A 20,339-nucleotide genomic window follows, 5' to 3' on the forward strand; every position below is an offset into this window, starting at 1 on the left:
AAAAAAGACACCGCCAGCCAGCGATGCCAACACGGTCTATGATCGGTGCATCGCCGCACCTCTTGTTTACATAATTCATTATACACCGTTTTGGCACTCTGTCAACGAGAGTGCTAATATTTTTTGGAATAAACGGCCCCTCTCCTGTCGAGAAGGGCCTCCCGGATGGTGCATTAATGGTACAGCAGTGTCGAGGGCCAAACGTTTGGCCGGTTTTCCACACACGCCTCGCCTAGACCAAGACCAGAGCCGGCGCCCGCCGATGCAGTGCGTGAAGCACCGCATATAGCGCGCCGAATAAGTCGCTTGACGCATCGGCCTGCCACTGAAAGATCTGTGTATCCGGCCGAACATGGCTCGGCACAGGCAGCCCCGTTGAGCTGATGATCAGATCGGCATCTTCGTACCGTTCCCCGACCACTTCCACAAAGGCCTGCTGGGTCAAAAAGAGCGAGAGATCCAGATAATCGGCCAACGTCGGCGTGATCATCAGGGCCACTTTGACCTTTTGCGGCGGCGTGAGGACATGGACCAAATGGCCGAACAAGGCGCTCAGGCTGTTGACCAGTGCCGGAACGGCTGGGGTAAAGTCTGTCAGATCGTTCAGCGCGATCGTCGCGCGCAAGCTGTTTTCAAGCACCTGCCGCACCTCGTTGGCCTGCGGGTCGTCCTGCGTTTTGGTGGCCGCGCCGGACAAATGGGTCAATCCGGCGATATCAAAGCCATACAGAATCGTGGAGGACGCGATCGCCAACATGTTGGCCAGCACCATTTTGCTTTTCAGCGGAATGATCGCCGGCACCCACTCGCTCGGCAATTGGTCGATGGTGCCGGTCACCAAGCGATACAAGCCGTTTTGATAGCGCTTGAACCGCAAGACCACCTGCTCCAGCCGCGGATCGTCTGCAGTCTGATAAAGCGGCAGCTGATAATCCAAGTCAAACAGAAAATGCGACTCCGCAAACTGCTGCTCGCGCGTGAGGTGAATGCCAAACTTTTGAAACGGCGACGACTTGTCCGCAAACAGGTTCGGCACGGGGAACGACACCATCGCCCCACCAGGCGTGTTGAGCACAAACCCCTGATGCACACGGTTTTTCACCACGGCCAGCGCGTATAAGCCAAGCTCCTTGACGACAGGATTGCTGAAGGCAAAATCAAAGCTCGCCAGCCCGTGATTCAGCAGCACCGTCGCCTCATTGCGGTCGATCGTGACAAACGGCCAGGCCGCCCCATCCGTGGCCAGCCAAAACGCAACCGTGAAGAAGAGCCGAATGTTGGCTTCTGGCCCAGAGACCTGCAACGTCTCAAGCCGGAGCCTGACGCCCATGAAATTGGCAAGCCCGGCCAGCGGTTTGATGTGCCGCGACACCGTCGTCTTGGAAAAATTCGTTGCCGCTGCAAAATCCGCCAAGCGGGCATATTTGTCTGTCAGCATCGCCCGCAGCGTATTGAACACGATGTTTTGCTCGATCAGCGCCATCCGCACCTGGCCGCTGTCAAAGGCAAACATGGCCTGAATCGCGGAATCCCCGCCAGTCATTTGCGTCAATGTCGCGACCAGCGCGGTGTAGGTTCGATAGACCGAGGTGTAGTTGCGCCCTGTCAAAAGCGAGATGCGCTTGAGATTCACGGCATCCACCAATGGCGCGCCGGCTGCCCGTTTCGCGACCCGCTCGGCCACCGGCAAGACGGCCTGGGCTTCGCTGATGATCTCCCGGTAAAGTGCCAGCTGCTCGCGTTCTTGTTTGGTCAAAAATAATTCCGTGTCCATCGCACTCGCTCCCTTTCCTGATGCCACCTTTCGAGTATACCCAACAAAAAAGCGCGGCGAAAATCATTTTTCGTAATTTTATACCCTTTCAGATGGTTTCACGAGCATTGATGCCGCTACCGTTTCGGTTTTTTAACCAGCAATTTGGCAGCGTGGGACAAATAACAAAAAGGACCTCCGAGAAACGCTCCCGGAAGTCCCTTATTAATAGAAGGAAAAATTTAGCTCAGCAACACTGCATCGTCCACCAACGCCGTCCCACTGCGCTTTTGGAACAAGGCCAGCAGGTCCGGCACGGTCATCGATGCCTTTTCATCGCCGCGGATATCAACGGCGATCTGGCCGTGATCCAGCATGATCAAGCGGTCGCCGTATTTCAGGGCATCATTCATATCATGGGTGATCATCAGCGTGGTGATCTTTTGGGCGGCCACCAACTGCGCAGTCAGGGCCATCACCGTTGCCGAAGTCTTCGGATCGAGCGCAGCCGTGTGCTCGTCCAGCAGCAGCAATTCCGGCGCCTTGAGTGTCGCCATCAGCAGGGTGATCGCCTGTCGCTGGCCGCCGGATAACAAGCCGATCTCGGTGTTGAGCCGAGTCTCCAGATCCAGGTTGAGACTCGCCAATTTTTCCTTGAAGAGCTTGCGGTCGCTGTGGCGCACCCCACTGCTCCAAAAATTGCGCCAGCGCCCGCGCTGCATCGCCAGGGACAGATTTTCCTCGACTGAGAGCCGCGGGGCCGTGCCGGAGCGTGGGTCCTGAAAGACTCGGGAGATCAACTTGGCACGCTTGGCGACCGGCAGATACGTCACGTCTTCGCCTGCGATCTTGATCTGGCCGTACACGACCGGCAAGGAGCCAGCGACACTGTTGAGCAGCGTCGATTTACCGGCACCGTTACCGCCAATAATGGCAACAAACTCGCCTTCCTCAAGCGTTAAATTGATGTTGCGCAAGGCGCGCGTTTCGTTGACGGTGCCTTGTTCAAAATATTGATCGAGTTCTTTGATCTCAAGTGCTGGCATTTATTTGTCCTCCGCGATATGTTTGCGATTGGCGCGACGTTGACGAACGCCGACTGTTTCTTTCTTGATCAGCGGCAGCGCCAGGAACAAGACGAGCATCAGCGAATAGAACAGGCGCAGATAGCTCGGGTCGACGCCCATCGAAAGCACCCACGCGATGATCAGCCGGTAGATGAACGCGCCCAGGATGATCGTCAGCAGGCGCTGGCCAAACGTCAGATGCCGCAGCAGCAGCTCCGCAATGATGATGGCGGACAGCGCGATGACCAAGGTGCCGACCCCCATCGAGACATCGGCGTACCCGTTCATCTGCGCCATCAAGCTCCCGGACATCGCGATCAGGCCATTTGAGACCATGTAGACAATGATCTTCATATTATCGGCATTGATGCCATTGGCCGCGCTCATCGCTTGGTTGTCGCCAACCGCCCGCGCAGACAGCCCCATCTCTGTGTGGAAAAACAGGACCAGCAGCGCGATCACGACGGCCAGCAGGAGCCCGCCGACCACGATCACATCCAAGTCACTATTGGCAAAAGTGACCATGTTGAACACCGTCTTCACGCTGATCGGCATGTTGGCGGCGCCCTTCATCACAAAGAGGTTGACCGAATACAGACCCGTCATGGTCAAAATACCGGTGAGCAGGTCCGGAATTTTCAGCTTCGTGTGCAGCAGTCCGGAGACCAGTCCGGCCAGCGCCCCGCCGAGAAAGCCATACAGCGTGGCGATCAGCGGGTTGGTCCCACCGGCCAGCGCCCGCACTGTGATGGCGGCGCCAAAGGGAAAACTCCCTTCTGCCGTCATATCGGCAATATCCAAGATTCGAAATGTCAGATAAACGCCGATCGCCATCAGCGACCACAGCATCCCCTGCGATAAACTTGAAACCAGTGTCTCTACGGTCATGTTCGATCCTCCAATAATTTGTCAGACTTGCGGTGGAAAAATGGGTTCCGTTCGCCCAGATGTGGTGCGCGGCAAAAGCCGTTTGCGGTCAGCCGGCTGGGCCAAGTCGCGACCGCGTCATGCGGCGACCGCTGAGCGGCCACCATTTCGCACGCAGTCAGTGGCCAAGTTGCGGTCAGTCATTTGCGACGTCCGCATCCGTCAGGCCAAACGCCTTCATCATCGTCTTGTTTTTGATCACCGAGGTCTGCGCTGGACTTTCAACAGGCAGGTCTTGAACCTTCTTGCCCTGCAGAATTTTCACGGCCATCTTCGCGGTCTGCACACCCAATTTGTAATAATCGATGCCGATGCTGGCGACCCCGCCGTCCTCGACCATCGTGGATGCCGCCGGAACGACCGGCACCTTCATCTTCAGTGACACCTTGGCGACGGTCTTCATCGCAGCCGCCACCGTGTTGTCCGTTGGCGCATACACAACATCGCAGCGGTTCATCAAGGCCTCAGTCGCCGACTGCACATCTTTGGTGCTGGCAACGGTCGTCGTTGTGACTTTCAAGCCGAGTTTTTTCACCGCGGCCTTGGCCAATTTGATCTGCACGACCGAGTTCTGCTCGGCGGCGTTATAGATCATGCCGACTGTTTTGGCTTTGGGAAAAAGACGGTGCATGTACCCGATCTGTTCCGGGATATCCACCATGTCGATGGTACCGGTGGCGTTGCTGCTAGGATCAGCCTTTGATTTGGTCAGGTTCGCGGAAACAGGATCGGTGACCGCCGTAAAAAGCAGTGGCGTGTCGGGATCGCCTTTCTGCAGCGCCTGGGCAGCCGGCGTGGCAATCGCGAGGTTCAGATCGTTTTGATCGCTCTTGAGCCGCTGACTCATCGTCTGTAGGTTCGCCTGGTCGCCTTGCGCGTTCAGGTAATCGATCTTGATCTTGCTGCCCTTGTAGCCAGCCTGCGCCAACCCGTCCTCAAACCCCTTGCGCGCCTGGGTCAGCGCCGTCTGGTCGATCAATTGCAAAATGCCGACCTTCACCGTGTCATCCTTGGCCTGGGCCGTTTTGCTGCAGGCTGATAAACTCAGTGCGGCCACCGCCGCAACTGCCAGTGTCAAAAGCTTTGTTTTCATCATTTTTCCTCCTGAGAATGGCAAAAAGCCAGCCACTGGGGGAAATGCGCCCATGTGGCTGGCCAATTGATCTTCTTCCGGAAAAAGAAAAGGCCACATGGAACATTCCCTGTCCATGTGGCGAGTTGATTGCACTTTAATGAGTGCCGGCCATCATGGATGCAAGCCGCGGCTTGCATCCCACGATGCAAACCGCTATCCGAAAAAGCCGGCGAAAAAGTTGTGATTTAGTTGTGTTGACATTAGGTTTCTCATGAACAGCACTCCTTTACACCAATAGCGGTGTTCATGAATGAGAATAACGTGACTGTTTTCTCATGTCAACCTTAACTTTGAGGAACCACACAACTTTTTCCGCAAAACTTGTTCGGTCAGGAGGAACTTTTCCAGTGCGGACGCGGGCGCCAGCGTTCGCCTCTGCCAGGAAAAATTATTTGGCGGCGGCCGTCACATCGGCCTCCGTCAGGTTGAACTGGGCCATGCGCGTCTTGTTGGTGACCAGGCGAACTTTCGCCGGCGCCTCAACTGGCAACTCGGAGACCTTCTTGCCCTTGAGGATCTTGATCGCCATCTTCGCGGTCTGCCGGCCGAGGTCTTCGTAGTTGATGCCTTGCGTGGCGACCCCGGCGATCGGAATCATCGTGGCGTCGGCGTTGATGACTGGCACCGCAAGCTTTTGGGAGATCTTGCCGATCGTTGGCATCGCCGCTGCGGCATTGTTGTCGGTCGGAATGTAGATCGCATCCGCCTGGGCAGCCAGTGCTTCGGTCGCCTGCTGCACATCATTGGTCGTCGCCGCAGTCTTCACAACGGCGGTCAACCCCAACTTTTTGATCTCAACTTCCGCGAGTTTGATCTGGAAAACAGAATTCTGCTCCGCCGCATTGTAGAGCAACCCGATCTTCTTGGCCTTTGGAAACAGCTTGTGAGTGAAATCGATCTGGCCCTTCACATCTACCATGTCGGTGACGCCCGTCGCGTTTTTATCTGGGGCCTTCGTGTCGGTCACCAGGCCGGCCGAGGTTGGATCGGTGATCGCGGTGAACAGCAGTGGGGTCTTTGAATCGGCTTTGGCCAAGGCCTGGGCCGCCGGGGTCGCGATGGCAAGGTTCAAGTCATTCTTGTCGGCGGCGAGGCGCTGGCTCATCGACTGGAGATTTGACTGATCGCCCTGGGCATTGACGTAATCGATTTTGATCTTGCTGCCCTTGTAGCCATTTGCCGCAAGCTCTTCTTCAAAACCTTTGCGCGCATCATTCAGCGCGCTTTGATTGATCAGTTGCAGAATGCCGATCTTGACGGTGCCGTCTTTCTTGGCGGCGGTGGCGCTGCTGCTGGAGCAAGCGCCCAACACAACGGCGAGGGACAATGCGGTTAAAGTGGTCAAAAGGTGAGTTAGCTTCATGATTTTTTCCTCCAAAAATGTCTGTGGCAACAGAAAAGGCCAGTTGCAAGGTTTCACCCCTGCAGCTGGCCAACAGATTCTTTCCGGAAAGAAAATGGCCACATGGGTGAAATCCTCATCCATGTGGCCTTCGTATGCATGTTAAATGCTACGACCATCATGGATGCAAACCTGCGCGCGGTTTGCATCCAATCGGCGAATGCAAGCCGCTATCCGTAATAGCCGTAGTAATAAACGGAATTCAACTGTGTTGGTTTCATGTTTTTCATCATCAACACTCCTTGCCATGCGCTGTTGCGCTGGTATGTGGACTAAGATACACGGACCTTCGCCCACTGTCAACTCACTTTTTCGAATTATTTTGAATAAAATCAGACAAATCCGCGGCAGGCAGGCCCCAGAAGCGCTTTTCAAAATTTTTGCCGTCCCGTGTGACGAGTTTCGTGACGGTCGCATTTTTCACGATCTTGTGGTGGCGTAGGTCAGAAAACCGGACCCCGACCAGCGTGTTAAGTAGCAGCAAAAAGATGATGCCGTGGCCCACGACCAGAATCTTGCCCGTCGGATAGGTCGCGCGGGCCGTCTGGATCACAGCCAGGCTCCGCGTCAAGGCGGCGCGATACGTTTCGCTGCCGATCACCGAAGCGACCTCCGCATCAAAGCGCACGGTATCGGTCATGTAGATCTCAACGCGCGCGTCATCATTGACTTCTGCGACGGTCCGGCCGTCCCATTGACCGAGTTTCATCTCGCGCAGGCCCGCAACCGGCTGAAGCGGCGTTTGCGCGCGAAATTCATTGGCGGCCATGATCCAATTCGCGGTCGCCACCGCACGCGGCATGCTCGAAGCCAACACCTGGGTAAACTGGACAGACGAAAGCGCCTGGCCGACTTCCTGTGCCGCGGTGACGCCAAGCGTTGTGAGCGGCGAGTCGCTGAGGCCCCCGTTGAATGCCTTACGCCGATTGATCGTGGTCTGGCCGTGTCGTACAAAATAAAATTCAGTCATGTCATGCCTCCTGCCGCCAATTATACCGCAGCGAAAGACTTGGGTGGCGAGTTCTCCCGGGTGGGCACTGGCCAATGGAGACATTGGCCGCGGAAACCATCATTGGATCTCAGTAATTATTGGGATGTTGCGCCATGCTTTTCCAAGATACAGATGGGCGCCGGCCCGCATGCCGGAGACATCTAGCTACCCCACCATCCCGCAGGCCTGCGCACCCGACAAAAAAGAGCCGCACTTGGCAGCTCTTTTGCGAAACTAGTCTATTAGGCGCGCTTTTGGTAGGTGCCGTTTGCGGTTGAAACGGTGATGGTCTCGCCGTTTGAGATGAAGTCTGGCACGTTGACGACCAGGCCAGTCTCAAGGGTGGCTGGCTTGCCGCCGCCTGTCACGGAGCCGCCTTTGATGCTTGGCTGGGTCTCGGTGACTTTCAGGTTGACCGTGCCAGGCAAAATGATGCCGATGACTTCGGTGCCGTAGAATTCGATCTCCACCTGCATATTTTCCAGCAGATATTTTGCCTCGTGCTCGATGCTGGCGGTTGGCAGTTCGTATTGCTCAAATGATTCCATGTCCATGAAATAGGCCAGGTCATCTTGGGTATACAGATACTGAACGGTCTTGGTGACCATTTCGGCCAGCTCGATCTTTTCGCTTGGGCGCATCGTGGTCTGCACGGTGGAGCCGCTGCGAATATCGTAAAGCTTGAGCTGCATCAGGGTGTTGCCCTTGCCTGGCTTGTGGTGATTGCTTTCAAGGACCTTGATCAATTTACCGTCTTTTTCATAAGTCATGCCTGCACGCAGGTCGATTGCTGTCGTCATTGGATGAAACTTCCTTTCTTGTGGGCCGCGCCCACGTTCACTTGTCTTGTCCGCACACACTGCCCGCTACAGGCGGCGGAAGCGGCATTACGAGGGCATGTCCAAGCCCAGAAAAATACATGAACATCGACATACTCCTTCCCGGCATCCGAGCGCCGGATACAAATCGATTATACGTGAGATGGCGCCGCTTTACCAGTTGCGGAAAAATCGATTGAATGAGGCCCGCCTTGCGCGCAAAAACGCGAAAAATTGCGGGTCACCCTGCCGTCATCTTGCGGCCGCTGTTTTGTCCAGCACCATATCCACATGCGGAATACCGTCTTCCAGATAGACATCGGAAACGGCACGAAACCCAAACAAGCCGTAAAAGGCTTGCAGATACGCCTGGGCTTGAATCTTGACCGGCCGGCTGGGATAGCGTGTCGCGAGCTCACTGAGCAGGGTCGCCACCAACTCACGCGCAAGGCCGCGGCCGCGCGCCGACCGTACCACCAGCACCCGGCCAAAAGAAATGGCCTTTCCATCATCATGCGGCACGAGGCGGCCATATGCGACCAGCGCCCCATTTTCGCGCAGCATGACATGGACCGCCTGATAGTCTTTATCATCGACTTCCTGATAGGGACAATTTTGCTCTACCACAAAAACACGCACCCGCGCGGCCATGATGGTCAATAATTCCGCGGGTGTCAGGGCCGCTGTTTCCTTGATCGTGATCTCAGTCATCCAATTGCGCCCACAGTGTCTCGTCCGCAAACCAATCGACAAATTGATGCTGGGTCGCGGACAACCGTTCTGGCAGGTCCAGCGCCAAACCTGCGGCCAGATCCGGCAATTCGCTGTTGTACAGCGCGATGGCGTGGATCAGGCTGGCGCGCGCGTTGGCCAGACTGTCCTGGTGATACGTCGCGGCCACCGCTTTTTGCTCCGCAAGACTCAGACTGTGCCACACGAATTTTCCAGAGACCCCCGCATCGAAGCGTCCCCCGCGGGCAAGGCTGGCGCGCCAGGCAAAAAGCCGAATGAGCTCAGGACGCACATAGTGGTTGAATTGTTCGTTGGCGTACATCAAGTTGCCCCGGGACAGGCCTTTGATCACATTCCCGGCGCACCAATAAAACTCGATGATGCGGTCGGTGAACAGCGCCTGATCCGGCAAGCCGATGAAATGACTCGCCGCGCTGGTCGGCCGCGGCGAGACCTTGCCCAACCCGCGCCGCCAGACGATCGCATTCAGCGTGTCATCTTCCAAATACGCTGCCTCGTCTTCAGCCGGGGCCATCTTGAAGTCCATGCGCATGGTCCCCGAATAACGCGTCAGCCAGCTATACCAGGTGCTTGTGTTTGGCCCGAAAATGGCCTCATCTTTCAAATACTGAACATTCGTCGGCTCGCCAAGCAGCGTGAGCCACTGCCAGCCAGCCGTTGGGTCCAACTTGTCGACAAACACGGTCACATCCAGATCCGTCCAGCGGTCACCAGCCACCTGGCCATCATTGGTTGACCCTTCTGTGCCCACCGCCACCACATTGGCATCCTGGCCCGCCTGTTTCAGAATCCGCTCGAGTGCATCCACCTTATCAGCTCCTCAATTTGTGTTTGACTTTGACTGCTATTCTATCACTAATGATGAAACCGCTCTCGCCTTGTGGTATCATCTGGCCGAGGTGAAACCAATGATCAAATTATTTGCGGCTGACATGGACGGCACTTTTTTGCGCCCCAGCCAGGATTTCGACGAGGCCCGCTTTGCCCGCATTCAAGAAGCGATGCGAAAAAACGGGCAGATCTTCGTCGCCGCCAGTGGCAATCAAAAGCCGCGGTTGCAGCGCATTTTCAAAAACTTCCCGGCGACTTACTTCGTGGCCGAAAATGGCGGCGTGGTTGCCGGCCCCGACCAAACTTATGCCATCAACGCGTTTTCCGATGACATCGCCAAAAAGCTGATCGAGCTCGTGATGCCGCTGCCGGATTGCCACTTACTGCTGGCAACGCCGGACATGAGCTATATGCTCAGCCGCGAGCCGGCAGCTGTGATCGCGGGCCAACATGAATGGTGCCCGCATTTGACGGTGGTCGATGATTTCATCCCCGTCGCGCATCAAGTGGTGAAGGTGATGGTCAACTGCCGTGCAGAAGACACAGAGCCGCTGATGGCGCGGTGGCAGCGCGAAATGGCGGCGTTTGCCAATCCCACCTCAAGCGGGCGCGGCGACATCGACATCATCCCCAAAGGCGTCGATAAGGCAAGTGGCCTGCGGGAGCTGGGCAAAGCGCTCGGCATCAGTGAGGCCGAGATGTGCACATACGGCGATGGCGGCAATGACATTTCCATGCTCGATGCCGCTGGCCGGGCGGTGGTGATGGCCAATGGCAGCGAAACGGTGAAGCGTCACGCCGATGTGATCGCCCCGTCAAACCAGGACCAGGGTGTGCTCAGCGACATGATGCAAGTGCTGGGCCTGTGAGCCGGCACGTGAAAAAAGGCCGCGCATTTGCCGGCCTCAAGGAAGCTTCAGATCAGCCAATGCGTCGTACTGGCTCATCATCCAACTGATATAGGTTTTTCCGGCGGGCAATGTCTCGGTCACCTTGAGGACTGGCACGCCCGCTTTTTTTGCGCTGGCGGTCGCTTCGTCGACGACGCGACTGTCGGCTTGGGTATTGATGACAAAAAAGGCGACGCGATGCTGGGCGAAGGCGCGTTGAAGCCCTTCGACATCCTGCGGCGATGGATCGGTGCCATCCTCGATTGCTTTGGCAAAATGGCCGGCGACCTCGCGAATGCCCAGTGCATCCAAGCTGTAGCCAAAAACCGGTTCCGACTGCGCCGCAGCCTGTCCGCTCAATTGTGTTTTCAGGCGCGCCACCAAGGCCGTGAGCGGGGCCAATTTTTTCAGATACGCCTTGGCGTTGGCCGCATAATCACTGGCATGCGTCGGATCCAGCTTTGCAAAGCGAGCAGCCAGCGCATTCGCGAGCTTCGGCATCGTGGTCGGGTCGTACCATAAATGCTCATTGGCGCCATCCTTCTTTTTCAGCAGCTGCTCGCCGACCTTCAAATAATCGGCGGTTTTGTCGCCGCCCGCCACGACCCGGTCCATCCAACTGTCATACCCCAGGCCATTTGCCAAGATCAGCTTCGCGCCGGCGACCTCTTTTGCCACCGCCGTCGTGGGTTCGTAATCATGCGGGTCGATGGCCGGGTCATCGATCACCGAGACCACGCGCACATGCTTGCCGCCGACCGCCTGCGCCACTTCACCGTAAAAATCCAGCGTGGCGACCACGGTCATTTTGCCGTTTTGGGCTTGCGGGCTGCCGCATGCGGTCAAAAGTAGCAGCAAGACCGCTGCCATTAGCCAAGTGAGTCGTTTTTTCATCAACGTGCCCCCGTTTCCTTATCTCTACTATACCAAACGTTTGCCCTCTGCATCGCCCAACTTTGGCTTTGGCATAACGGCCGGGCATAGCGTAAAAAAAACCGGCATACGCCAGAGATCGCCTGGCGCAGGCCGGAAAATAGAGTCACTTGTTTTGCGTTAGCCCAAAATGCCTTGAAACATGCCTTCTTCAAGCCAGGCCGCGATCAGCCGCCCGGCGACCAGTTGGCCCGAGTCGGTGTCCAGCGCGGGCTTCACCGTCTGAATCAGCCTCCCCAGCGTCCGCACCGAAACAGCATGCTCAGCCACGGTCTGACCAAGCATGAACTGGTTGAGTTGGTCGATCTCATCGGCCGTAAAATCATAGTCCAAGTACACCAGCGAGCTGGAATGGACACGCATCTTTTCGCAAAGTCGGTCCAACACATCTTGGACCAACGCCATTCGCTCATCATTTCGCTTGCTCATCTTCGCGGCTTCCTTTCTCTTTCAGTATAGCTGAGGACGCCGGGAAAAACACCAATCAATACTCGCATCAGGCATACCAGCTGAAAATGCCAAAATGCTTGCGCACCCGCGGCGGCGGTGGGGTCTCAAAGCGCGCCACCGAAACACCAGAGGTCGCCTCTGCGACAAGGTCCACCTCCAGCAGAAAATCCAGCAGCTGATCGGCCAACACATGTGGATCCGCCTTGTCGTTCAACAGGTCCATGGCCAGGCGGCGGCTGGGAATCCGGTAATCGTCATACCATTGCGGCTGCCGGCGCGCGTGCGGATTCTGTTCAAACAGCACGACGCCATCAACGCGCCGCGCGACTTTGGCGATCGCATCATTTTTGAAGACCGCCCCAAACAGCATCCGCACATCAAAATCACGCTGCGGGTGAAAATCATATAGTGCATCGATATCAAATCGCTCACAAAGCGGCATGATCCCACGATTTTTCAAAAGGGTGAGGGCCTGCTGGAGCTTCTTGCTTTGGCTGGCGGTGCCGTAGACCAGCAGCTCCAGGTCCTTATCGCCGCGCTTGCTGCCAAACGCGAAGCCAGACTGGTAGCCGTGCATCAGATCCAGCGTGATCAACACCCCGCGCAACAGGTCCGCGCCCTTGACCGCATCCATCATGCCAAACAGGCGGCCGGGAATATCCGCGACCACAATGGGATAGTCATGGAGCATCTGCTTCAAAAACGGGGTGCGGTAGCGGACCTGGGGCGCCACGAGCACCGCATCAAACACCGTCCCCATCTCAAAGGCCGTGTCCGGGCGAATCGCCCCTTCCCCACCATAAGCAAAGTTGAGGTCGGCGCGAAAATCCGTCGGCCGCGTCAGCATCGCCTGCGCATCGGTAAAACTAGCTGAGAGATTGGGGTCATGCTGCTGAAACCCCGTCGCCATTCGCTGGCAAAATAAGCTGGAGGAGCCGCCTCCTGCACAACACACAAAGATATTCACCGCGCGCCGCCTTTCTGATCTTTTCGAATTCAAAAAAGCCGGGGTTCGCGCCGCCAGCTCTCATTTTAGTTCTGATTGATATCCAGCACCGTGTACGAGCGGTTGCGCGCCAAATTTCGACTGATCGAATACTCGATATTCTGGCCCGTCGTCAACCACACCACCTGCTCGACTTGAAGAACCGGCTCGCCTTCTTTGCCGCCCAGATTGTCGATATCCTCCTGGGTGGTCAAGGTCGCACCGATGCGGCGATAGGCCCCACCAAATTTCAGGTGCAGGTCGTTATTGATGTATGCGTAGATCGAGTGCTCGAGAATCTTGTGGGTGAGATTGGGCACCATTTTCACGCGAAAATAGGTGTGTTCGATGATCCACGGCTCGCCGTCGATCAGGCGCAACCGGCGAATGTCATAAACAGGATCATCTGGGCCGATCACCAACTGTTTTTGAACCTTCGGCGAGGGAAAAGTGATGTCGAACTTCAGAATCTTCGAGCGGACATGGGCGCTTCCCACCAACTTGGTCAGGCCATCGAACCGCTCGGCCGGCGAGTCTTCCCCATTTTCAAGGGCGATGCCAAGCACCACGGTCCCGACCCCAGATTGCTTATAGATCAAGCCCTCCTGAGCCAAGCCGTCCAGCGCCTTTTTGATGGTCAGACGGCTGACGCCAAATTCTTTGGCTAATGTATTTTGATCCGGCAACAGGCTCTTTGGCGCATACGCATGTTCTTTGATTCGCTTGCGCATGGTCGCAGCGACCTGTTGATATTTTGGTAGACTCACGACGTTGATCCCTTCCATTTCACAAAACACGAAACCGCATTCATAATGATTATAACCTAGTATCAATGTGAAATGAACTGAAATAGCAAACAAAGTATAGACTTTCGCTGCGGTAACCACCATTAGTTTGAGCCGGACGGTCACTGATGGGCGGCAGGCGGCGATGCGGCGGCGATCCACTCAGCTATCATGACGATTCCAACGCAACAAGACGTGTGCGCATTTGCACTGCGCCCCACCTGATGCCTGGTCAAAAATACCCAGATATCGAGGAACTTTGTATCGCTGCTCTGGAATCGTTTATAATAAAGCCAATATGTGCCATGAGAAAGGACGTGGGAAAATGCGACTGACATATGCACCGGTCATTCGGCAAATGAAGGATTATCCGCTGATCAAGCGGCTTTATCTCAGCGCTTTCCCCGCGGCGGAGCGCGCCCCACTGCGCAGCTTGTTGCGGGCGGGGCAACGCCCTGGCAATGAATTTGTCGCCTATTACCACGACCATCAGTTTGTGGGCTTCAGTTATCTAGTCACGTCTGGCGATCTGGCTTACCTGATGTTTTTGGCTGTGGACGACAGACTGCGCGGCAAAGGCTATGGCAGTCAGATCTTGGAGGCCGTGGCGGCTGGCCGCCCGACTGCCCGCCTCTTGCTCAATGCTGAGGTGCTCGATGCCGATGCGCCAAACGCGTTGACACGCCAGCGCCGTCGGGAATTTTATGAAAATAATGGTTTCGTCTCCAGCGGTTGGCAGGTGACAGAGTTCGGGGTCGATTATGAACTGATGTGTCGGCCGGGTCGGGTCAGCCCAGACGAATATCGTGACTTGACCAAGAAATATGCAGGCTGGAAATATTTTCTATTTCACCAGCAATTCGCACGGCTGGGCAAATAAAAGCGCGCATCCTCATTTGGGGGTGCGCGCTTTTATTTGAGTTGAACGGATCTCAGGTCTGGGTCCCTATGCGATAGTCCCTTCAACAGTCTCGATGTCACCTTTGCCATCGCGGTCCACAATGGCGCCGATTGCTGCGGTCAGCCCGCGCACCATGTCTTCAAGCGCCATCGAAGGCGTCTCGGGCCGAGCCACGACCTGTTCCGGCAAGAATGGAATGTGGATGAAGCCTGCCTTGATGCCTGGGAAGAACTTATCGCGCATGTATTGAACCTGATACATGATATGGTTGCAGACATACGTCCCCGCTGTGTTCGACACCGCAGACGGCACGCCAGCCTCGCGAATCGCCTTTGCCATCGCCTTGATCGGCAGCTGGGTGAAATAGGCCGTGTCCCCATCCTCGTGAATCGTGTGATTGAATGGCTGATAGCCCGCGTTGTCGGCGATGCGTCCGTCGTCGAGGTTGATTGCCACTCGCTCCGGCGTCAGGCCAAACCGCCCGCCTGCCTGCCCGACATCCAGCACGTAATCCGGCTGCTCTTTTTCGATCGCCGCCTTTACCACGTCGGCCGAAATATTGAACTTGGTGGGAATCTCCAGCTTCACGATCTGAGCGCCGTGAATCTCATCCGGCAGCCGCTTCACAGCCTCGATCGCCGGATTGATCTTATCCGTGCCAAAAGGATCGAACCCCGTCACAAGAATTTTCATGATCATGTCCTCTTTTCGTTAAAATGCCAGGAAATACATCAGCGCGATCTGCACCACCAGCAAAATGATTGCAATTGGGGCTTGTTGCTTGATGACGCCCATCGGATCTTCCATTTCCTGAAGCGCGACAGGCAGGCTGTTGAAATTCGCCGCCATGGGAGTCAGCAGCGTCCCGCAATAGCCCGCAGTCATACCGATCGCCGCAACAGTCGCTGGCTCGCCGCCTTGCGCGATGACAAACGGAATCCCGATCGCCGCGGTGATCACGGCAAACGCCGCAAACGCGTTGCCCATGATCATCGTGAACAGTGCCATCGCGACACAGTATAACACGACCCCGACCAAATGATTGCCGGCCGGTAAGATTCCGGCGATCAGCTTCGCGGTCAGGTCGCCAACGCCGGCCGCGGTAAACACCGCGCCCAACGTCGCGAGCAGCTGTGGCAAGATCCCAGGCGCCCCCACTGAGCGCACCATCCGTTGCGTGTCCGTGTACACCATTTTGGCTGGGGCCTTGGTCATCACGATCACAAGCAAAAGCGCCGTGATTGCACCGATTCCGATGCCGACCTGGCCACCGAGCGCCGTGAACTGGGCGACGCAGATCGACACGACCGCCATCACGATGCTGGGCAGAAAAATGCGCCAGCCAAACTGTTTGGCGGCCGCCTCCGCCTTTTCGTCATCGATCTGAGGTAACTTGCCGACCTGAATCTGCTTGAACAGCGCCAGCGCCCCGATCACGATGATCATCGCGCCGATCAGCCAATGTGGCATGAAATTGCCCAACGCAAAAATTAGCGCCAGCAACCACCAAAATGTGCCAGTCCCATAGCGGGTCGGATTATCTTTGGCCTTGAATGCCTCGGTCCCGGCGACAGCCATCAAGATCCCAATGAGGGCATACAAAACGATCAATAAATTGTCGACCATTATGCCGCCCCCTTCGTCGCTTTAAAACGCCGATCGAATAAGACGTTATAAATATAGACAATGACCAGGGTGACCAGGGCCACCGGAATCGACCGCGTCACGACCTGAATCGGCGTGACCGTGTATTTCAGCGATTCCATCGTGCTCGAGATCAACAGGACCGACCCCGACGCAACGAACAGGTTCTGGGCAAAAAAGTTCCCGAAATTATCGACCGCTGCCGCACGCCCCTTGATCAGGTCGATGTCTTTTGGCGTCAGTTTCCGCCGGACTTCAGCGGCGGCCGTCACCATCGGCGTGATCAGCGGTCGAACGAACTGCACCTGGCCGGACAGCGAGATGCCAAACACCCCACCGAGCTCGCGAACCGCCAGATACAAATTGAGAATCCGGCTCGGCGTCATTTTCTTCAGTTTGCGAATGCCGTTGACAGCCACTTCCTTGAGCCCATAACGCTCCGCCAACCCAATCATCGGCAGCGTCAGGAAAAACAATGACACGGGCCGATTGGTCATAAACGCGGTTCCTAGGGTATTGAGCAGCTCCATCACACTCATCCCGGAAAAAAGGGCCGTGACGATTGCCGACACCACGACCACCGCCGTCGTATCCCATTTAAGGGCAAAACCGACGACGATGATCACAATGCCGAGTAGTTTGAGGTATTCCATCTTGCGTGCGCCTCCTCAGGCAGTTAATTATCTTTACGATACGCGAAAGGCGCTACCTGCGTCAAATTGATGCAAGTAGCGTCTTCTGTTTCAGAGCCTAGCCAATTTGGGATGACCAGGTAAATTGTGCAATTGCGTGTAGAACGTCTCCGTTAGTTTGCCTTGCGTATCATGTTCCCTTAAGACACCAATAATTTGTGGAAGAAAGGCGAGCTGAAAGCGTTTTCTTTCGCAATCATTTGATGCGTGCTAAAATACGACATAGATGGGTAATGCCGAAAGGAGGAGCACTATGAATTTGATTGAATGGTGTGTGGCGGGTTTTATAGTTGTCATAGGCGCTTTCTTCATAGACTTTGACGGCTTCGTTGCGATAGGGGAGGTTGTTATACGCGCCAGAATGGATACTGAGAAAAAAGGGCGGTGGCATCGCGCACTCAAGGCCGTGATTCTCGGAACGTATCATTGAACACCACAGACCAAGACCCCCAAGCGATTCTTTATCGTTCAAAAAAGCTTTGGTGACAATCAATACAGTTAGATCACAGCTTTGTGGCTCTGGGTCAAGTAGTGTCGAATGATCGTCTCATTGATAGGCAGGCGTTGCATTTGAAGGGCCTGCCTTTTTGCGCTGTTTCAACGAATATTCAACACTACTGGGCAGATCCAACAGCCCTCAACAACTTTTTGAAACTGGCCATGAACAGATACCGAAAGCAAGGCGCCCGCTGACCCAGTGAAAAGTCAGTGGCCTTTCCAATGTTTCAATGACCCTAGACAAGGTTCAGAAAGAGAGGTGTGCTCGGAGAAAAAACTATCTTATTGATTGCGCAGAAATCAAGGCTGCGGCGCAAAAAGTGAGAAGACAAATTGCTTCCATATCCTCCTCCCCAATAAGAATCGGCATACCGATCAGTTTCTGTAGCATCGATCCTCGCAGGCCCCCGTCAAATATCGTTCAGGGCAAGACAACAACCTTGCCAAAGCTCTCCTGGCTGTCCAAAAATGCTTGGGCCTCGCCGGTATGGGCCAGATCAAAGACTTTGGTCGGCGTTGTGTCGATGTGGTGTGCTGTGATCACATCCAGCATCGCCTGCACATTTTCGGCATTGGCCGAGTCGGAGCTAAAATTGGTCAAATAGGCACCACTTGGAATTGAGAAGACCTCAAAATCCGGCACCGTCCACTCACCGCCCAGCTCACCGGTCATGCAGCAGATGCCGCCGACCGTGAGCAGTGGCAAGGAGTTCATCAAGGTCTTCGGACCGACCAACTCAAGAATCGCATCAAAGTGCCCATCTGTGGCCAGCTGCCCCGCCGTTTCCAAGATTGCGTCATCAAAGCCGACCTCACGCACCCGTGCCAATTTCTCAGGCTTGCGGGTCGAACCAGTCACAACGATACCCGGGTTCATCGCTTTGGCCAGCTTCAAGGCCGCCACGCCAACACCGCTCGTGGCCGCTCGCACCAGCAGCGTTTTCGCCTGCGTGATCTTCAGATTCAACAGCGATCCATACGCGGTGAAATAAGTCTCGGGAATCGCCGCCAGTTCTGGCCAAGGCAGATCCGTCTGAACCGGATAGAGCTGCTTATTGGGCAATAATGCATATTCCGCGTAACTGCCATCGAAGTCGCGCCCCATGCCGCCCATCAGCGAGATCACTTTTTGACCAACTGGCAAGTGCGCGGGATCGCTGGTCGCCGCGATGAGACCGACCCCCTCGATACCGAGAATCCGCGGAAAATTGACAGAAGGCGACCAACCGTTGCGGGTAAAGATCTCAGAGCGGTTGATGCCAAATCCTTTGATCTGAACCAGACTCCATCCCGGCTTCACGGTCGGTGTTGGCACGTCCTTGAGCTGCAACGCTTCTGGCTCGCCGGCGTTGGTGATCACAATTGCTTTCATGAACAAAAACCTCCCCTGTAGATTATAACTTGAACAATTTTTCGGCGGTGCCGTGCGCAAAGGCCTCACGCTCAGGCGCACTCATCTCGGCATTCGCGACGAATTCCGCAACGCCGCCTTCTCGCTTGATGTACGGATAATCCTCGGCATCCAGCAAATGGTCGGCGCCCATTTCCGCCTTGACGAGCGCAAGTTGTGGGGCCGTGTACATCCCCGATGGCGTCACATAGACCTGGCGCTTGTAATACGCGGAAAATGGCTGGCTCAAGGTGCTGACCTTGCCAAATTCGTCCAGCCGCTCCAAAAACATCGGCACAAATTCGCCCCAGTGACCGGACACCAATTTCAGTTTCGGATGTTTCTCCAAAACGCCGCCAAAGATCAGCCGCACCATCTGAATCCCCTGCTCTTGATGCCAGCCCCATGCGGCCCCGGCCAGCATCGTCGCCATCAGCGGGGAATAGCTAGTACTGTCATACAGCGTCACCTTTTGCGTGTCAGTGATCACGCCGGGATGTAAGTAAAGCGGAACATCCAGTGCCTCGGCAGCCGCGAAGATCGGGTCAAACCGCGGCGCATCCAGAAACTCCCCATTCACGGAGCCGCTGATGATGCCACCTTTAAGGCCCAGCTTGGTCACGGCACGCGTCAACTCGTCTGCGGCCGCGTCCGGCAACGCCGCTGGCAACACAGCCAACCCAGCCAAGCGGTCTGGATACGCCGCAAGTCCTTCTGCCAGCGTGTCATTTTGCTCGCGGCTTGCCGCCACCACCATGTTGTCGGGCAACACTTGCGGGGAATTGCCGGCATCCGAGATGACCTGCATCGCGATGCCATTTTTATCCATATACGAAATGCGGCTGGCAAAATCGGTCAGATCGTGATTCAGCGCGTCTTGGTGTGGGTTGTTGTTCGGCACCTTCGAATACTTCTTGAAATTCTGGACGTTGGCTTGTGTATCAAAATGCTCTTCAACTGTAATGATCTTCATATTAGTGCTCCTTATCTGTGTCGCCATGCAAGCGGCCGATAATCTGTAGCGCGGCCAAAAACCGCTGGGCGTCAAATCCCGGCACAGCCTGGCCGACTTCATCGCGAAGCAGCTGTTCTTCCGCATCGAGCAGCGCCCTAATCTTCGGATACAGGGCCTCCCCCTGCGCCGTCAGCGTCAACAGGAACGCCCGTTTATCGCTCGGATCCGGGACCCGTGTGACAAGACCCTGCGCTTCCAGTTGCTTGATTGCCCGGGTGACGTTGCTGGGGTCCAGAAACTCCTTGGCGACCAGATCTTTTTGCGTGATGCCAGGCAGCTCATGAATCTTCAGAAGAAAAATATACTGGCTCGCGCTGATCCCTAATTCGGCCAATTGTTGGCCAAGGTGCTGGCTGATCTGTCGGCCCGCGATCACCAACCATTTGCTGATGGCAGTCTCGTCGGTCTCTTGCATGTAAACACAACCTTTCTCAACGGACATAGTATAGTCTCATTTATTTGCGTGCGCAACTAAATTG

22 protein-coding genes are annotated in these 20,339 nt (G+C 55.7%); 3 read left to right on the forward strand and 19 right to left on the reverse strand.

All coding sequences use genetic code 11. The annotated features are described in order from the left end of the window. Positions 1–232 precede the first annotated feature (232 nt). The 9 genes from JUE67_RS06560 to JUE67_RS06600 all read right to left on the reverse strand — a co-directional run bounded on the left by JUE67_RS06560 (position 233) and on the right by JUE67_RS06600 (position 9,654). The gene (locus JUE67_RS06560) at positions 233–1,774 is read right to left on the reverse strand and encodes a helix-turn-helix domain-containing protein (RefSeq protein ID WP_203626362.1); all 1,542 of its coding nucleotides are present in this window, start codon (positions 1,772–1,774) and stop codon (positions 233–235) included. Between the two features lie 221 nt (positions 1,775–1,995). Next, the gene (locus JUE67_RS06565) at positions 1,996–2,799 is read right to left on the reverse strand and encodes an ABC transporter ATP-binding protein (RefSeq protein WP_203626361.1); all 804 of its coding nucleotides are present in this window, start codon (positions 2,797–2,799) and stop codon (positions 1,996–1,998) included. After that, positions 2,800–3,708, reverse strand: coding sequence for an ABC transporter permease (locus JUE67_RS06570; protein ID WP_125695833.1), 909 nt, complete (start codon positions 3,706–3,708; stop codon positions 2,800–2,802). A gap of 175 nt (positions 3,709–3,883) precedes the next feature. Further along, positions 3,884–4,840 carry an ABC transporter substrate-binding protein gene (locus JUE67_RS06575; protein WP_203626360.1) on the reverse strand — a complete coding sequence of 319 codons (957 nt, stop codon included), beginning with the start codon at positions 4,838–4,840 and terminating at the stop codon, positions 3,884–3,886. 430 nt (positions 4,841–5,270) lie between these two features. Further along, positions 5,271–6,245: an ABC transporter substrate-binding protein gene (locus JUE67_RS06580; RefSeq protein WP_203626359.1), complete on the reverse strand. Its 975-nt coding sequence runs from the start codon at positions 6,243–6,245 to the stop codon at positions 5,271–5,273. A gap of 343 nt (positions 6,246–6,588) precedes the next feature. Beyond that, positions 6,589–7,254: a histidine phosphatase family protein gene (locus tag JUE67_RS06585; RefSeq protein WP_203626358.1), complete on the reverse strand. Its 666-nt coding sequence runs from the start codon at positions 7,252–7,254 to the stop codon at positions 6,589–6,591. A 263-nt stretch (positions 7,255–7,517) separates the two neighbouring features. Further along, on the reverse strand, positions 7,518–8,075 hold the full coding sequence (efp, locus tag JUE67_RS06590) for an elongation factor P (RefSeq protein WP_125695837.1): 558 nt from the start codon (positions 8,073–8,075) through the stop codon (positions 7,518–7,520). Positions 8,076–8,345: 270 nt separating this feature from the next. Continuing rightward, entirely contained in the window at positions 8,346–8,804 is a 459-nt protein-coding gene (locus JUE67_RS06595; protein WP_203637080.1) for a GNAT family N-acetyltransferase, read from the reverse strand. Continuing rightward, positions 8,797–9,654: an aminoglycoside 6-adenylyltransferase gene (locus JUE67_RS06600; protein ID WP_203626356.1), complete on the reverse strand. Its 858-nt coding sequence runs from the start codon at positions 9,652–9,654 to the stop codon at positions 8,797–8,799. The genes JUE67_RS06595 and JUE67_RS06600 overlap by 8 nt, the downstream gene beginning before the upstream one ends. A 100-nt stretch (positions 9,655–9,754) precedes the next feature. Here JUE67_RS06600 and JUE67_RS06605 point away from each other — a divergent pair, with 100 nt between their 5' ends. After that, the gene (locus JUE67_RS06605; protein ID WP_203626355.1) at positions 9,755–10,546 is read left to right on the forward strand and encodes a Cof-type HAD-IIB family hydrolase; all 792 of its coding nucleotides are present in this window, start codon (positions 9,755–9,757) and stop codon (positions 10,544–10,546) included. Positions 10,547–10,582: 36 nt separating this feature from the next. Here the strand turns inward: JUE67_RS06605 and JUE67_RS06610 are convergent, their stop codons facing one another. From JUE67_RS06610 to JUE67_RS06625, 4 genes are all read right to left on the reverse strand, one after another. Then, positions 10,583–11,461, reverse strand: a complete 879-nt coding sequence (locus tag JUE67_RS06610) for a metal ABC transporter solute-binding protein, Zn/Mn family (RefSeq protein WP_203637081.1) — start codon at positions 11,459–11,461, stop codon at positions 10,583–10,585. Positions 11,462–11,620: 159 nt separating this feature from the next. After that, positions 11,621–11,929 carry a hypothetical protein gene (locus JUE67_RS06615; protein ID WP_125695842.1) on the reverse strand — a complete coding sequence of 103 codons (309 nt, stop codon included), beginning with the start codon at positions 11,927–11,929 and terminating at the stop codon, positions 11,621–11,623. Positions 11,930–11,996: 67 nt separating this feature from the next. Next, a complete protein-coding gene (locus JUE67_RS06620) occupies positions 11,997–12,860 on the reverse strand; it encodes a PTS sugar transporter subunit IIB (protein WP_164510024.1) in 864 nt (287 codons plus the stop codon). Between the two features lie 122 nt (positions 12,861–12,982). Beyond that, complete coding sequence (locus tag JUE67_RS06625; RefSeq protein ID WP_203626353.1) at positions 12,983–13,720, reverse strand: GntR family transcriptional regulator; 738 nt, start codon at positions 13,718–13,720, stop codon at positions 12,983–12,985. Between the two features lie 325 nt (positions 13,721–14,045). Between JUE67_RS06625 and JUE67_RS06630 the strand changes: the two genes are divergently transcribed. Further along, the gene (locus JUE67_RS06630) at positions 14,046–14,600 is read left to right on the forward strand and encodes a GNAT family N-acetyltransferase (RefSeq protein WP_203637082.1); all 555 of its coding nucleotides are present in this window, start codon (positions 14,046–14,048) and stop codon (positions 14,598–14,600) included. 66 nt (positions 14,601–14,666) lie between these two features. Here the strand turns inward: JUE67_RS06630 and pcp are convergent, their stop codons facing one another. The 3 genes from pcp to JUE67_RS06645 are packed head-to-tail and all read right to left on the reverse strand — an operon-like array spanning position 14,667 to position 16,918. Then, positions 14,667–15,314 (reverse strand): pyroglutamyl-peptidase I, encoded by a 648-nt coding sequence (pcp, locus tag JUE67_RS06635; RefSeq protein ID WP_125695846.1) that lies wholly within the window; start codon positions 15,312–15,314, stop codon positions 14,667–14,669. 18 nt (positions 15,315–15,332) lie between these two features. Next, positions 15,333–16,247: a DUF979 domain-containing protein gene (locus JUE67_RS06640; RefSeq protein WP_203626351.1), complete on the reverse strand. Its 915-nt coding sequence runs from the start codon at positions 16,245–16,247 to the stop codon at positions 15,333–15,335. Continuing rightward, positions 16,247–16,918 (reverse strand): DUF969 domain-containing protein, encoded by a 672-nt coding sequence (locus JUE67_RS06645; protein ID WP_125695848.1) that lies wholly within the window; start codon positions 16,916–16,918, stop codon positions 16,247–16,249. The genes JUE67_RS06640 and JUE67_RS06645 overlap by 1 nt, the downstream gene beginning before the upstream one ends. A 292-nt stretch (positions 16,919–17,210) precedes the next feature. Here JUE67_RS06645 and JUE67_RS06650 point away from each other — a divergent pair, with 292 nt between their 5' ends. After that, the gene (locus JUE67_RS06650; protein ID WP_203626350.1) at positions 17,211–17,387 is read left to right on the forward strand and encodes a hypothetical protein; all 177 of its coding nucleotides are present in this window, start codon (positions 17,211–17,213) and stop codon (positions 17,385–17,387) included. A gap of 489 nt (positions 17,388–17,876) precedes the next feature. Here JUE67_RS06650 and JUE67_RS06655 read toward each other — a convergent pair whose 3' ends face one another. Genes JUE67_RS06655 through JUE67_RS06665 form a run of 3 tightly spaced genes read right to left on the reverse strand, consistent with a single transcriptional unit; the run spans position 17,877 to position 20,275 of the window. Next, entirely contained in the window at positions 17,877–18,827 is a 951-nt protein-coding gene (locus JUE67_RS06655; protein WP_203626349.1) for a zinc-binding dehydrogenase, read from the reverse strand. 22 nt (positions 18,828–18,849) lie between these two features. Beyond that, the gene (locus tag JUE67_RS06660) at positions 18,850–19,818 is read right to left on the reverse strand and encodes an amidohydrolase family protein (protein WP_203626348.1); all 969 of its coding nucleotides are present in this window, start codon (positions 19,816–19,818) and stop codon (positions 18,850–18,852) included. Position 19,819: 1 nt separating this feature from the next. Next, positions 19,820–20,275, reverse strand: coding sequence for a MarR family winged helix-turn-helix transcriptional regulator (locus JUE67_RS06665; protein ID WP_203626347.1), 456 nt, complete (start codon positions 20,273–20,275; stop codon positions 19,820–19,822). Positions 20,276–20,339: the final 64 nt, after the last annotated feature.

The sequence above is a fragment of the Lacticaseibacillus mingshuiensis genome (assembly GCF_016861785.1).
GTDB lineage: Bacteria > Bacillota > Bacilli > Lactobacillales > Lactobacillaceae > Lacticaseibacillus > Lacticaseibacillus mingshuiensis.